Raw genomic sequence first — 13,758 nt, 5'->3', positions numbered from 1 at the left:
GTGCCTGTTAATAACAGGGAATTATTTCAGACCAGCGGCTTCACGCAGCTGTTCTGCTTTGTCGGTTTTTTCCCACGGGAATTGAGGACGCCCGAAGTGACCGTATGCTGCGGTTTCCTGATAAATCGGGTGCAGCAGATCCAGCATCTGAATCAGACCATACGGACGCAGGTCGAAGAACTCGCGCACCAGCAGCGTCAGTTGCTGGTTGGAGACTTTACCGGTACCGAAGGTTTCTACCATGATGGACGTCGGCTCTGCCACACCAATCGCGTAGGAGACCTGGATTTCACAGCGGTCAGCCAGACCGGCAGCGACAATATTTTTTGCCACATAACGGGCTGCGTAGGCTGCGGAACGGTCAACTTTTGACGGATCCTTACCGGAGAATGCGCCACCGCCGTGACGAGCCATGCCGCCGTAGGTATCGACGATAATTTTACGGCCGGTTAGACCGCAGTCACCCATTGGTCCGCCGATAACAAAACGGCCGGTCGGGTTGATGAAATATTTGGTGGTCGGATCCAGCCATTCTTCCGGCAGAACCGGTTTGATGATCTCTTCCATCACCGCTTCATGCAGATCTTTCTGTGAGATGTCTTCAGAGTGCTGGGTTGACAGCACAACCGCATCAATCCCGGCGATTTTGTTGTCATCGTAACGGAAGGTGATCTGGCTTTTCGCATCCGGGCGCAGCCACGGCAGCGTGCCACTTTTACGCACCTGAGCCTGACGCTCCACCAGACGGTGAGCATAGGTGATCGGTGCCGGCATCAGCACGTCAGTTTCGTTTGAGGCATAACCAAACATCAGACCCTGGTCACCGGCGCCCTGCTCAAGCGGGTCAGCACGGTCAACGCCCTGGTTGATGTCAGCGGATTGTTTACCGATAGCACTGATTACCGCACAGGAATCAGCATCGAAGCCCATGGATGAGCTGGTATAGCCAATCTCACGGACAGTACGGCGCGTGATTTCCTCAATATCAACCCAGGCCTTGGTGGTGATTTCACCACCGACCAGAACCATACCGGTTTTGACATAGGTTTCACAGGCAACACGCGCTTTGGGATCTTGTTTTAAAATCGCATCAAGGACTGCATCCGAAATTTGGTCGGCAATTTTATCCGGGTGTCCTTCAGATACGGACTCAGAAGTGAAAAGATGTGTAGTCATTATTTTTTCTCTACCTTAAGTGAAGTGAACTTTCGGTACATTGATGGATGTATTAACTTCTAGACGGCTATTCTAGTGTAAAATTAGCAGCGGTTCCAGAAATTTTATAGTGCGAATGGTTTTTCATGTGGTTTTTTTCACTTTTAATAATGTGTTACGGGACTGTTTTTATTTTTTACACGCATTAGTCATTTTGATTTTGCATTTTTGTGTCATAACCGGTATAAACTGCGGCCAGTAGCTGTGAATTTTTCGTCAGTTATAAACGGCAGAAACTCAGGTTTTCTGTATGATTCAGGCGGGGGTTACGGTGTGTAATCCTGTGTGGGGGTAAATGGGTTAATGAACCATTATCTGCTGCTTGTTGACGTTCAACAGCCACGTGCTTTACAGCATGTGTCCGCGTCCTTTTCTGTTCTCTCTTCCTCTCTGACTGACACGTGCTCTGCACGGTGTTTTCCGTATCCGTTACACTCAAACAGACCGGATAACGCAAGCAGGCGGGTCATTCTGCGGTAAGCCCGTAAATCTGTGTCCGGTTTTTTGCCGGATGATGTAATCCATTTTGAATTTTTACTTGTCAACAGGACAGATTTATCCCACGGTGAAGGGGGATAGGCGTATGTCAGCCATACAGGTAAGTTTCACTCCAGAATCAGGAGATGACTAATGAATGATAATATCGCGCTGAAGATGCAGCAAACCTATAACATTGCATACTGGGGCGGCAGCTATTACGGTGTGAATGACCTCGGTCATGTCACCGTCTGCCCGAATCCGGAGATGCCGCAGGCCGCCGTTGACCTGGCTGAACTGGTCAACCGTGTGCAGAAAGAGCGGGAACACATCCGTCTGCCTGCATTATTCTGCTTTCCGCAGATTTTGCAGCATCGTCTGCGCTCGATTAATGCCGCGTTCCGCCGTGCCCGCGAATCCTATGGTTACAAAGGTGATTATTTTCTGGTTTACCCGATTAAGGTCAACCAGCAGCGGCGCGTGATTGAAACCCTGGTCAATGCCGGGGAGCCGCTGGGACTGGAAGCCGGTTCCAAAGCCGAGCTGATGGCGGTACTGGCGCACGCCGGTATGACCCGCAGTGTGATCGTCTGCAACGGCTATAAAGACCGCGAGTATATCCGTCTTGCCCTGATGGGCGAGAAACTGGGTCACAAAGTCTATCTTGTGATTGAAAAAATGTCGGAAATCGCGGTGGTGCTTGAGGAAGCGAAAAATCTGGATGTGGTACCGCGCCTCGGCGTGCGGGCGCGTCTGGCGTCTCAGGGTTCCGGTAAATGGCAGGCCAGCGGCGGCGAGAAATCCAAGTTCGGTCTGGCGGCCACCCAGGTACTGCAACTGATTGATATGCTGCGCCAGGCAGACAGCCTGGAGAGTCTGCAACTGCTGCACTTCCATCTCGGCTCGCAGATGGCGAATATCCGCGATATCGCCACCGGTGTCCGTGAATCCGCCCGTTTCTATGTCGAGCTGCATCAGCTGGGTGTCAATATTCAGTGCTTTGATGTCGGCGGCGGCCTCGGGGTGGATTATGAAGGCACCCGTTCGCAGTCTGACTGCTCTGTGAACTACGGGCTGAATGAGTATGCCAATAATGTGATCTGGGCTATTGGTGATGCCTGTGAAGAGCACGGCCTGCCGCACCCGACCGTGATTACCGAATCCGGTCGCGCCCTGACGGCGCACCATACCGTGCTGGTTTCCAATGTGATCGGTGTGGAGCGCAACGAGTTCTCCCCGGTGGAAGCACCTGCTGAAGATGCACCGCGTCCGGTTGCCAGCCTGTGGGAAACCTGGGAAGAGATGCAGACCAAAGGCAATGCCCGCTCTCTGCGCGAATGGCTGCACGACAGCCAGCTCGACCTGCATGATATCCACACCCAGTACGCGCAGGGCATGCTGTCCCTGACCGAACGTGCCTGGGCGGAAGGGCTGTATCTGAATATCTGCCGCCGTATCCAGCAGGATCTGGATCCGGGTAACCGCGCACACCGCCCGATTATCGATGAACTCCAGGAACGTATGGCGGATAAATTCTATGTGAATTTCTCGCTGTTCCAGTCGCTGCCGGATGCGTGGGGGATCGATCAGCTGTTCCCGGTACTGCCGATTGAGGGGCTGGATAAGCCGCTGGATCGCCGCGCGGTGCTGCTGGATATCACCTGTGACTCCGACGGTATTATCGACCATTATGTGGACGGTGACGGGGTGGCAACCACCATGCCGATGCCGTCTTATGACCCGGAAAATCCGCCGATGATGGGCTTTTTCATGATTGGTGCTTATCAGGAAATTCTCGGTAATATGCATAACCTGTTCGGCGATACCGCCGCACTCGATGTGTATGTCGGTGAAAACGGCCAGGTGCGCTATCTGGAAAGCGAAGAGGGCGATTCCGTGGCGGATATGCTTCAGTATGTGAAGCTGGATCCGAAAATTCTGCTCGAACGCTTCCGTGATCAGGTGAAAGTTTCTGATCTGGATGAAGAGGAGCAAAAGGCCTTTACCGAAGAGTTCGAAAGCGGCCTGTACGGCTATACCTATTTAGAAGATGAATAATACCCGGCGGGATATTACGTCCGGCTTTGTGTCAGTAAGACATTGATAAAGGAATCATTATGATTAACAGCACATTAGGCAATCAGACCGATAACTCACTGGTCTCTAATGCGTTTGGTTTTCTCCGCCTGCCGCTGAATTTCCAGCCGTACACCAGTGACGCTGACTGGGTGATCACCGGTGTTCCGTTTGATATGGCGACCTCCGGCCGCGCAGGCTCCCGTCACGGACCGGCAGCAATCCGCCAGATTTCAACCAATCTGGCCTGGGAAGGTCATCGCTGGCCGTGGACATTTGACATGCGCGAGCGCCTGAATGTGGTGGATTGCGGTGATCTGGTGTTCGCGTTCGGTGATGCACAGGACATGAGTGATAAGTTACAGGCGCACACAGAGAAAGTGCTGGCGTCCGGTAAAAAATGTCTCTCTTTCGGGGGCGATCACTTTGTGACGCTGCCGCTGCTGCGCGCGCACGCCAAACATTTCGGTAAGATGGCGCTGGTGCATTTCGATGCCCATACCGACACTTACGGCAACGGCAGCAAGTTTGACCACGGCACCATGTTCTATCACGCCCCGAATGAGGGACTGATTGACCCGGCGCATTCCGTGCAGATTGGTATCCGTACCGAACATGAAACAGACAACGGTTTCACTGTGATTGATGCCGCGCAGGTCAATGACCGCACGGTGGATGATGTGATTGCTCAGGTGAAAGCGATTGTCGGCGATATGCCGGTTTATCTGACCTTCGATATCGACTGTCTGGACCCGGCATTTGCCCCGGGCACCGGCACACCGGTTATCGGCGGGCTGACAACTGACCGAGCCCTGAAACTGCTGCGCGGCCTTCAGCCGCTCAATATCGTCGGGATGGATCTGGTGGAAGTGGCTCCGGCGTATGATCAGTCCGATATCACGGCACTGGCCGGCGCAACTATCGCACTGGAAATGCTCTATCTTCAGGCTGCGAAAAAAGGCTGAAACCGGCTTCACCACCGTTAAAACAAAAGACCCGCAGTGCGGGTCTTTTGCATTTCAGCGGAATTATTTTTTCTTCGCGTATTTCAGTGAATCCAGCGCAACGGCAAAAATAATGATGCTGCCCTTGATAATGTACTGCCAGTACGGGTTGATGCCGATATAGGTCAGGCCGTAGTTTATCAGGGTAAAAATCAGCACCCCGGTCACCACGCCCAGCACGGTACCGACCCCGCCGGAGAAGGACACGCCCCCCACCACACAGGCCGCGATAGCATCCAGCTCATACATAAAGCCGAGGTTGTTGGTCGCACTGCCGATACGTCCGGCTTCAAGCAGGCCGCCGAAGGCATAGAACACGCCGGATAAGGCGTAAATCATAATCAGGTTCAGGCCGACATTCACACCGGACACTTTAGCCGCTTCCGGGTTACCGCCGATGGCAAAAATGTTTTTGCCGAAGCGGGTTTTATTCCACAGTATCCAGACAAAGAAAACGGCTATCGCGGCATAAAACGTAATATATGACAGCTTAAAATCACCGAAACGGATAAATCCCTGGGCAAATTCAGAGAATTTCGGATCAAACCCCGCCACCGGTGAGGCACCGACAGAATCGTAATACAGGGAGTTGATACCGTAAACGATAATCATAGTACCGAGAGTGGTAATAAACGGCGTGACGTTGAGATAGGCAATAATCAGGCCGTTAACCAGACCGATCACCGCACCGACCGCACACACCAGCAGGATCACCATCGGGATAGACCAGGTTTCCATTTGCGGGAAAACTTTGTTCACGTTTTCCATGGATTGCAGCAATGTCGCCGCAATTACCGCCGCCAGCCCGACCTGACGCCCGGCGGATAAATCCGTGCCCTGGGTGACAATCAGCCCCGCGACACCCAGCGCGATAATAATCCGCACCGAGGATTGGGTGAGGATATTACTCAGGTTCATCAGGCTGAGGAATGTCGGATCCTGAATGATAATGATCGCCAGTAAGACCAGCAGAACCACATAAATCCCCCCGTCCTTCAGATAGGACAGGAAGCTTTTTTTATTTAATGCTGCGCTCATTGTTAATATCCTTAAAGGTGAAGGGAGGCGAGACGTAAAATCTCACTCTGCGAGGTGTCACGGGTGTTGACGATACCGGCGACCTCACCGTTGCTCATCACCAGAATCCGGTCTGTGATCCCCAGCAGTTCCGGCATTTCGGAGGAAACGATAATGATCCCTTTTCCTTTTTTGGCCAGTTCAGTAATCAGTTGGTAAATTTCAAATTTTGCTCCGACATCAATCCCGCGCGTCGGTTCATCCAGCATTAACACTTCCGGTTGTGTCAGCAGCCAGCGGCCGATAATCACCTTCTGCTGATTCCCGCCGGACAGCGAGCCTATTTGGGTGTGATGGCCGGGGGTTTTCACCCGCATGGCATCAATCACCCACTGGGTATCACTTTTCATTTTGCTGTTATCCAGCAGACCCAGTTTATTTTTATATTTGCCCATGTTTGAAATCAGCGAGTTAAAACTGATATTCAGCCAGGCATAGATTCCCGTGGCGCGGCGCTCTTCGGTGACCAGCGCGAAGCCGTGATTAATGGCTTCGTTGGCGCTGTTGTTCTTAATGGTTTTTCCTCTCAGCATGATGGTGCCGGCGGATTTCTCGCGGATCCCGAACAGGGTTTCGAGAATATCTGTCCGTTTGGCACCAACCAGACCGGCGATACCGAGGATTTCTCCCTGATGCAGGTCGAAACTGATATCGCGGATAGACGGCTGGCGCAGAGATGTGAGGTTTCTGACTTCCAGCATGACATCCCCCGGCGTGCTCTGTTTTTCCGGGAAACGCTGGCTGAGTGTGCGTCCGACCATGGCGGCAATAATGTTATCCATCGTCAGCCCTTCAAGGGGCTGTGTGGAGATCCACTGACCGTCACGCAGAATAGTGATCTCATCACAGAGGCGGAAAATTTCTTCCATTTTGTGGGAGATATAGACGATACCGCAGCCGCGATCTTTCAGCTTGCGGATAATGGTAAACAGATGATTAACTTCTTTTTCGGTCAGGGAGGAGGTCGGCTCATCCATGATCACAATTTTGGCGTTATAGGAAAACGCCTTGGCGATTTCGATCATCTGCATTTGCGAGACGGACAGATTGCGGACTTTTTCCCGCGGATCGATATCGATATCCAGCTCATCAAAGATGGCTTGTGTGTCTTTCAGCATCTTGTTCTGATCGACAAAAAACCCTTTGGCGGGATAGCGTCCCAGCCACATGTTATCCATCACCGAGCGCTGCAGCACCAGGTTCAGCTCCTGATGCACCATAGACACGCCGTGTTCCAGCGCCTCTTTTGAGCCTTTAAAATCGATTTCCTGTCCCTGAAACAGGATGCTGCCGCTGTCTTTTTTATAAATCCCGAAAAGGCATTTTAATAATGTGGATTTACCGGCACCGTTTTCGCCCATCAGGGCATGAACGGAATACGGTCGTACCCGTAAATTGACATTATCGAGTGCCTTAACGCCGGGAAATGACTTATTGATATGCATCATTTCCAGCAGATATTCGCCTGAGCTGTCGGCCATACATACACCTGGCTAATGTTATCGTTCCGGACACGCCCGCAGCACGGATGCTGCGGGCGGAAAGAATCACCGCTTATTTTATAAACTGTGACAGGTTCTCTTTATCCACGCCGACATACGGCACACGGATAACATTGTTCTCAATGTTGTAGCTGGTGCCTTCCGCTGCCGGTTTGCCTTCCGCCAGGTTTTTGGTGATAGCCATGGTGGCTTTCGCCTGGTTTTCCGCGTCATTCAGCACCGTACCGGCCATTGCCCCGGATTTCACCATGGAGAGGGCTTCCGGCAGGGCATCCACACCAAAGACCGGGATATGGGTCTTGTTGTGTGCTTTCAGGGCTTCAACGGCACCCATGGCCATCGCGTCATTGTTGGCAATGACCACTTCGATTTTGTCTGCATTCGGGCCGGAGAGCCATGCATCCATTTTATCTTTGGCCTGTGCGGTATCCCACATCGCGGTATCGAGCTGAAGCTGCTCTGTCGGGATGCCTTTCTCATTCAGGGTTTTGACCGAATAGGTGGTGCGGGCTTCCGCATCCGGGTGACCCGGCTCACCTTTGATCAGCACATACTGAATTTTACCGTCTTTGTTCAGATCCCACGCCGGGTTGGCTGCCCAGTGTTTGGCAATCAGTTCACCCTGGATAACCCCGGATTCTTTGGAGTCAGTACCGACAAACCAGGCCTTATCGTAGCTGTCGAGGGCTTTGCGGGAAGGTTCTTTGTTGAAGAACACCACCGGAATATCATTGGATTTTGCTTTGTCGATGATTACCGGGGCGGCGGCAGGGTCAACCAGGTTGATCGCCAGTGCTTTGACACCTTTCGCCAGCAGGACATCAATCTGATCATTCTGTTTGGACTGGTCGTTTTGTGAATCATTCATCAGAAGGGTGATTTCCGGTGAATTTTTTGCATCTTTCTCAAGGGCTTTACGAACGATAGACATAAAGTTGTCATCGTATTTGTAGATGGTCACACCAATACGGGTATCAGCCTGTGCTTGTGCCGCAGCACCAAGCAGCATAGCGGCGGCAACGCCTGCTAGGACAAAATGCTTCTTCATTCTCTGCCTCCGGGTCGGGGGATAGGGTACAGTTTTTATTTATGACGCCACCTGTTATTCAGAGGAAATGCAGGGGCGGTATTTATCACTCTTCCGGCAAATGATAATAATAATTTATAAATAAAACGGCATGCTGGTAAGAAGATGGCAGAACCTGGGACATGACGATAACGTCAGGAAACGCCCGGATCATAAAATGAGAGTTGTTATCCGTCTGTGAATAGACTCACAGATTGAAAACGTTTACATGAAGAAAGATCACCGGCAGGCGGAAGAGTGACGGATAACCAGGGTTGGCATAAACACATGCGGCTCCGGCGGCGGTAACGTTCCGGCGGCACCCGCTAAGGCAAGTTCTGTCGCCAGCATGGCCATGGAGACCACCGGGTAACGTACTGTGGTCAGCTTCGGTGTGGTGAAACGGGCGGCGGGAATATCATCAAACCCGATCAGGGAAAACTGCTGCGGTACGCGGATACCGTTTTCATTCAGCACCGACATAGCCCCGGCAGCCATGGCATCGTTATAGGTAAACACGGCGGAGAGTGCCTGATTGCGCCCCAGCAGCTCAATCATCGCGGCTTCGCCGCCGTCAGAGTCCGGTGACCCGGTCGCATACCAGGCAGTACCGGCTGTCAGCCCGGCGGTGCTCATGGCTTTGCAGTAGCCCTGATAGCGCAGGGTATTATCTTCTATCTCGTGGGTGGAACCGAGATAACCGATGCGCTGATGCCCCTGAGAGATCAGCAGGCGGGTCGCCATTTCCCCGCCGGACAGGTTATCCAGCCCGACACAGCGGTGCTCAAAACCGGGAATAACGCGGTTAATCACCGTCATACCGGGCACCTGACGGAGAAAATCACTCAGTTCCGCGTCACTGAGCGCTTTGGAATGCACCACCAGGGCGTTGCAGCGCTGACGGATCAGCACTTCAATAGCATGATGCTCCTGTTCTGCCTGATGATAGCCGTTTCCGATCAGCACATGTTTGCCGTGCTGCTGGGCGACCGTATCCACGGCTTTGACCAGCGCACCGAAAAACGGGTCTGATACATCCATCACCACCACGCCGAGAATATCACTGCTCTGGCTGGCCAGTGCCTGCGCATTGGCGTTTGGCCGGTAATCCAGCTCAGCCACGGCGTTCATCACCAGTTCCCGGGTCTCTGAGCGGGTGGCCGCCGTATTATTTAATACACGGGATACGGTGGCGACGGAGACACCGGCGCGTTTTGCAACATCACGGATAGTTACGGGGTGTATAGATGTCATCGGAAATTACAGGTCAGAGGTAATGAAACATGTTGTCATCTTAACCCGGAGCGAGTGATGACCGTGTGATTCATCTCACAGCATAAAGAAAGCGTTTACATTGATTTTTTCGGATTATCCGCCTGTAACGGGAAGCTGAATCCCTTCACCAGGGTCTGTAACAACATTGGGGATACATTCACTAAAATTATTAATATATAAATGATACTGATTGTTTTTTTTCCGGCAGGCGGGTTATGCCGGACAGGGCAAAACCCGCCGGGAATGTTATGGAATGAGATACTGACGAATTTTGTTACAGTGAAGTGTTGTCACTGGGCAGGACTATTGCTCATTATGTGCTTACCGGCTTGCAACCCGGATAAAAACGCGTATGTTTTTAAATGAGTATTAATATCATAACGAAATACCTCACTCATAAGGAGCACATCATGGCACTAACGGGTAAAGTGGTTCTGGTTACCGGCGCTGCACAGGGGATTGGTCGTGGTATTGCACTGCGCTTAGCCAAAGAAGGGGCGGATATTGCGCTGGTGGATCTGAAAGAAGAAGGGCTGGCGAAAGTCAAAAAAGAAGTGGAAGCCCTGGGCCGCAAAGCGGCAACATTCACCGCAGATATCAGTCAGCGCGATCAGGTTTTTGCGGTTGTCGATAAAGCAGAACAAGCGCTGGGCGGTTTTGATGTGATCGTCAATAACGCCGGTATTGCCCAGGTTAAGGCGATTGAAGATGTCCGTCCGGAGGATATGGATCGTATTTTCCGCATTAACGTCGATGGTACGATGTGGGGAATCCAGGCCGCAGCGGCTAAATTCAAAGCACGCGGACAGAAAGGGAAAATCATTAACGCCTCATCCATTGCCGGACATGATGGTTTTGCCTTACTCGGCGTTTATTCCGCCACGAAATTTGCAGTCCGCGCACTGACCCAGGCGGCAGCCAAAGAGTTCGCCAGCAGCGGGATCACCGTGAACGCTTACTGTCCGGGGATTGTCGGCACGGATATGTGGGTGGAAATTGATGAGCGCTTCTCTGAAATCACCGGCGCGCCGAAAGGGGAAACCTACAAAAAATATGTCGATGGTATTGCGCTGGGCCGTGCCCAGACTCCGGATGATGTGGCGGCACTGGTTGCCTTCCTGGCAAGCGACGACTCGGATTACATCACCGGCCAGGCGATTCTGACCGACGGTGGTATTGTTTACCGCTAAATTATTGCGTTTATATTCACAGACATCCGCCGCATGCTGAATGCGGCGGATTTTTTTATGTATACTGATCCGCAGGATAACGCTGCGGGTGACAGGCATGAAATACGATCTGAATGACCTTTATTATTTTGTGAAAGTGGTGGAATACGGCGGATTCTCCCCGGCGGGAGAAGCGCTGGGTATTCCGAAATCCCGGCTCAGCCGCCGTATTGCTGATCTGGAACAGAAACTGAATATTTCGCTGATCTACCGCTCTACCCGGCAGTTTCATGTTACTGAGATCGGGCAGGCCTTTTACCAGCAGTGCAAAAACGTGATTGATGAGGCGGAAATTGCCGAAGAAATCATCTGTTCTGTGCAGGGACATCCGCGCGGCAGTGTGAAGTTTTCCTGTCCGGTCGCGTTGTTACAGGCCTATCTTCAGGATCTGCTGACAGATTTTATGGTGAAATACCCCGATATTGATGTGCAGATCCTGGCGGTTAACCGTCCGGTGGATGTGATCAGTGAAGGGTTTGATCTCGCTCTGCGGGTTCGCTCCCTCCCGCTGGATGACTCCGGGCTGACCATGAAAGTGCTGGGGTATTCGCGGCGCATCCTGGTCGCCTCGCCGCGGTTATTTACCGGGAAAGCGGCACCGCAGCATCCGGATGATCTGACAGAATTCCCGATCCTCGCCAACAGCGAACAAAAACAAAACTACACACTGACACTGACCGGCGAAGACGGCGGCAGCATCACCAAACACCTCACGGCACGCCTCGCAACCACTGATGTCATGACATTGCACCGCGCGGCATGCAAAGGGCTGGGCATCGCCCGCCTGCCGGAAGGTGTGGTTCTCAATGATTTGACTGCCGGGCGGCTTGTTCGTGTTCTGCCGGGCTGGCAGTTCCCGGAAGATGTGATCCACGCGGTTTTTCCGTCCCGCAAAGGGCTGTTACCCTCCGTGCAGGCACTGCTGAATTATCTGGCGGAACATGTGCCGCAGACGGCGGCGTTTTCGGGGGCGGGAGTAAGCTATCCTGCTGATTAACAACAATAAAAAAGCCACATAAAAATGTGGCTTTCTGAATCATATTGAGCGGAACTGAAAACAATGAGGCAAATAGTCACGCTATTCGCCTCATTTTGTGAGGCAAATAATGGTCGTATTTGCCTCATCGGTATTATTCAGCGGGGATATGCCCGAAACGACCGCTGTTGAAATCCTCAATGGCTTCACGGATTTCCTGCTCGCTGTTCATCACAAACGGGCCGTAACCGACAACCGGCTCATCGATAGGCTCGCCGCTGAGGAACAGAACAACGGCATCTTCGGTGGCTTCCAGCAGAATGGTGCTGTCAGCGTCGTCCAGAATCATCAGTTCGCCGGTGTGCAGCGGTGCGCGGCTGTCAACATAAATGCTGCCGTGCAGAACGATCAGCCCGGCATTGCGGTTGGCTTTTGCCGCCAGACCAGTGACTTTCCCGGCTTTCAGCCGAAGATCCCACACATCCATTTCTGTGAACGTTCTGGCCGGGCCGCGTGCCCCGGCATATTCCCCGGCGATCACCCGTAATGTTCCCGCGTCATTCGGCAGTGCCACCGCCGGAATGGCGTTGTTTTCCAGTAACTGATAACCCGGTGCGGCGGATTTTGCGGAAGCAGGCAGATTCACCCACAACTGCACCATATCCAGTGTGCCGCCTTCCCGCATAAAGCGGTCAGAATGGTATTCCTGATGCAGAATACCGGATGCGGCGGTCATCCACTGCACATCCCCTTTGCCGATCACACCGCCCTGACCGGTGGAATCATGGTGCGCCACCTCACCGTCATAGACGATAGTCACAGTTTCAAAACCACGGTGCGGGTGCTCACCAACTCCCCGGTTGGCTCCCTCTGATGGCGGGAAATCCGCCGGACCGGCGCGGTCGAGCAGGATAAACGGATTCAGATGTTTGCCGTGATTGCTGTAGGAAAACATCTGGCTGACCGGGAAGCCGTCGCCGACCCAATGGCCTTTCGGTGCACGGTAGGTGCCGATAATGTTTCTCATGATATTTCTCCTGATAATTATGTATGAATTGATAATAAGGGTGCGAAACATCAGGGAGTAGTCATGAAAACGGGTTTCACTGTTGCAGAAACAGAACAGTTTTGTGATACCCGGATTATCCTGTTTTCAGAACAGTGTTTATCGATATCCGCTCTACCGGCGAAGAAAGGAACACCGTATTGTTAGCGGCATCGGGGCCGGCAGAAAGAGTGGCGGCGACTGTCATACATTAATCAGGAAAGAAAGAATGAAAAAGATCGGCTTAACGCTGTTTGCTTCACTGTTTTTATGGAATACCGTACAGGCTGCTGACTATAAGTTAGATCCGGGTCATACCAAAGCGGTGTTCTATATTGATCATTTTAATACCTCTACCAACAGCGGCGGTTTTTATAATATTACCGGTGATATGGCGTATTCACCTGAGAAGCAAACAGGGCATGTTCAGGTTACTATTCCGGTGAAAACACTGAATACCGGGATTGACGGATTTAATCAGCATATGCTGAGTGCCGATATTCTTGATGCGGAAAAATATCCGGAGATTAAATTTGATTCATCAAAATGGCATTTTTCCGGAAATAAACTGATGTCGGTGGACGGTAATTTAACGATCAAAGGAAAAACGCATCCGGTACAGTTACAGGTAACGAAATTTGGCTGTTATTTCAGTCCGGTATTTAAAGCGGATGTCTGCGGCGGTGATTTTGAAACCACGATTGACCGTACTCAGTGGGGCGTTGATTTTCTCGCCGATGCCGGTATTCCGGCGAATATGTCACTGAAAATTCAGGCTGAAGCAATTAAACAGTAAATGTATACCGGGAACAGGAA

11 protein-coding genes are annotated in these 13,758 nt (G+C 52.0%); 5 read left to right on the top strand and 6 right to left on the bottom strand.

Annotated features, from left to right (window positions below; translation table 11 throughout):
• Positions 1-21: 21 nt before the first annotated feature.
• Positions 22-1,176: a methionine adenosyltransferase gene (gene metK, locus N7387_RS03135; protein WP_262882221.1), complete on the bottom strand. Its 1,155-nt coding sequence runs from the start codon at positions 1,174-1,176 to the stop codon at positions 22-24.
• 669 nt (positions 1,177-1,845) lie between these two features.
• Here metK and speA point away from each other — a divergent pair.
• A complete protein-coding gene (gene speA / locus N7387_RS03130; RefSeq protein WP_025152746.1) occupies positions 1,846-3,750 on the top strand; it encodes a biosynthetic arginine decarboxylase in 1,905 nt (634 codons plus the stop codon).
• 59 nt (positions 3,751-3,809) lie between these two features.
• A complete protein-coding gene (gene speB / locus N7387_RS03125; protein WP_274370983.1) occupies positions 3,810-4,733 on the top strand; it encodes an agmatinase in 924 nt (307 codons plus the stop codon).
• A 63-nt stretch (positions 4,734-4,796) separates the two neighbouring features.
• Here speB and mglC read toward each other — a convergent pair whose 3' ends face one another.
• From mglC to galS, 4 genes are all read right to left on the bottom strand, one after another.
• Positions 4,797-5,810: a galactose/methyl galactoside ABC transporter permease MglC gene (gene mglC, locus N7387_RS03120; protein ID WP_004237773.1), complete on the bottom strand. Its 1,014-nt coding sequence runs from the start codon at positions 5,808-5,810 to the stop codon at positions 4,797-4,799.
• Positions 5,811-5,821: 11 nt separating this feature from the next.
• Positions 5,822-7,330: a galactose/methyl galactoside ABC transporter ATP-binding protein MglA gene (gene mglA / locus N7387_RS03115; RefSeq protein WP_279796797.1), complete on the bottom strand. Its 1,509-nt coding sequence runs from the start codon at positions 7,328-7,330 to the stop codon at positions 5,822-5,824.
• 73 nt (positions 7,331-7,403) lie between these two features.
• Entirely contained in the window at positions 7,404-8,399 is a 996-nt protein-coding gene (gene mglB, locus N7387_RS03110; protein WP_279796795.1) for a galactose/glucose ABC transporter substrate-binding protein MglB, read from the bottom strand.
• A 258-nt stretch (positions 8,400-8,657) separates the two neighbouring features.
• Positions 8,658-9,671, bottom strand: coding sequence for an HTH-type transcriptional regulator GalS (gene galS, locus N7387_RS03105; RefSeq protein WP_279796793.1), 1,014 nt, complete (start codon positions 9,669-9,671; stop codon positions 8,658-8,660).
• A 431-nt stretch (positions 9,672-10,102) separates the two neighbouring features.
• Here galS and N7387_RS03100 point away from each other — a divergent pair, with 431 nt between their 5' ends.
• Positions 10,103-10,882, top strand: coding sequence for an acetoin reductase (locus N7387_RS03100; RefSeq protein WP_262859505.1), 780 nt, complete (start codon positions 10,103-10,105; stop codon positions 10,880-10,882).
• 97 nt (positions 10,883-10,979) lie between these two features.
• The gene (locus tag N7387_RS03095; RefSeq protein WP_279796790.1) at positions 10,980-11,918 is read left to right on the top strand and encodes a LysR substrate-binding domain-containing protein; all 939 of its coding nucleotides are present in this window, start codon (positions 10,980-10,982) and stop codon (positions 11,916-11,918) included.
• 133 nt (positions 11,919-12,051) lie between these two features.
• On the opposite strand, the gene N7387_RS03090 is transcribed toward N7387_RS03095, so the two are convergent.
• Positions 12,052-12,924: a pirin family protein gene (locus tag N7387_RS03090; RefSeq protein ID WP_262882212.1), complete on the bottom strand. Its 873-nt coding sequence runs from the start codon at positions 12,922-12,924 to the stop codon at positions 12,052-12,054.
• Positions 12,925-13,171: 247 nt separating this feature from the next.
• Here N7387_RS03090 and N7387_RS03085 point away from each other — a divergent pair, with 247 nt between their 5' ends.
• On the top strand, positions 13,172-13,738 hold the full coding sequence (locus N7387_RS03085; RefSeq protein WP_262882211.1) for a YceI family protein: 567 nt from the start codon (positions 13,172-13,174) through the stop codon (positions 13,736-13,738).
• The last annotated feature ends 20 nt before the right edge of the window (positions 13,739-13,758 follow it).

The organism is Morganella sp. GD04133 (assembly GCF_029835375.1).
Classification (GTDB): Bacteria; Pseudomonadota; Gammaproteobacteria; order Enterobacterales; family Enterobacteriaceae; genus Morganella; species Morganella morganii_B.
The sequence above is the reverse complement of the archived record's forward strand: the minus strand, read 5'-3'. Positions and strand labels throughout refer to the sequence as shown.

What these genes read in the sequence shown, in the direction of transcription:
- speB (WP_274370983.1), top strand. Translation starts at nt 3,810, where the DNA reads ATGATTAACAGCACATTAGGCAATCAGACCGATAACTCACTGGTCTCT.
- mglC (WP_004237773.1), bottom strand. Translation starts at nt 5,810, where the DNA reads ATGAGCGCAGCATTAAATAAAAAAAGCTTCCTGTCCTATCTGAAGGAC.
- N7387_RS03085 (WP_262882211.1), top strand. Translation starts at nt 13,172, where the DNA reads ATGAAAAAGATCGGCTTAACGCTGTTTGCTTCACTGTTTTTATGGAAT.
- metK (WP_262882221.1), bottom strand. Translation starts at nt 1,176, where the DNA reads ATGACTACACATCTTTTCACTTCTGAGTCCGTATCTGAAGGACACCCG.
- speA (WP_025152746.1), top strand. Translation starts at nt 1,846, where the DNA reads ATGAATGATAATATCGCGCTGAAGATGCAGCAAACCTATAACATTGCA.
- mglB (WP_279796795.1), bottom strand. Translation starts at nt 8,399, where the DNA reads ATGAAGAAGCATTTTGTCCTAGCAGGCGTTGCCGCCGCTATGCTGCTT.
- mglA (WP_279796797.1), bottom strand. Translation starts at nt 7,330, where the DNA reads ATGGCCGACAGCTCAGGCGAATATCTGCTGGAAATGATGCATATCAAT.
- N7387_RS03095 (WP_279796790.1), top strand. Translation starts at nt 10,980, where the DNA reads ATGAAATACGATCTGAATGACCTTTATTATTTTGTGAAAGTGGTGGAA.
- N7387_RS03100 (WP_262859505.1), top strand. Translation starts at nt 10,103, where the DNA reads ATGGCACTAACGGGTAAAGTGGTTCTGGTTACCGGCGCTGCACAGGGG.
- N7387_RS03090 (WP_262882212.1), bottom strand. Translation starts at nt 12,924, where the DNA reads ATGAGAAACATTATCGGCACCTACCGTGCACCGAAAGGCCATTGGGTC.
- galS (WP_279796793.1), bottom strand. Translation starts at nt 9,671, where the DNA reads ATGACATCTATACACCCCGTAACTATCCGTGATGTTGCAAAACGCGCC.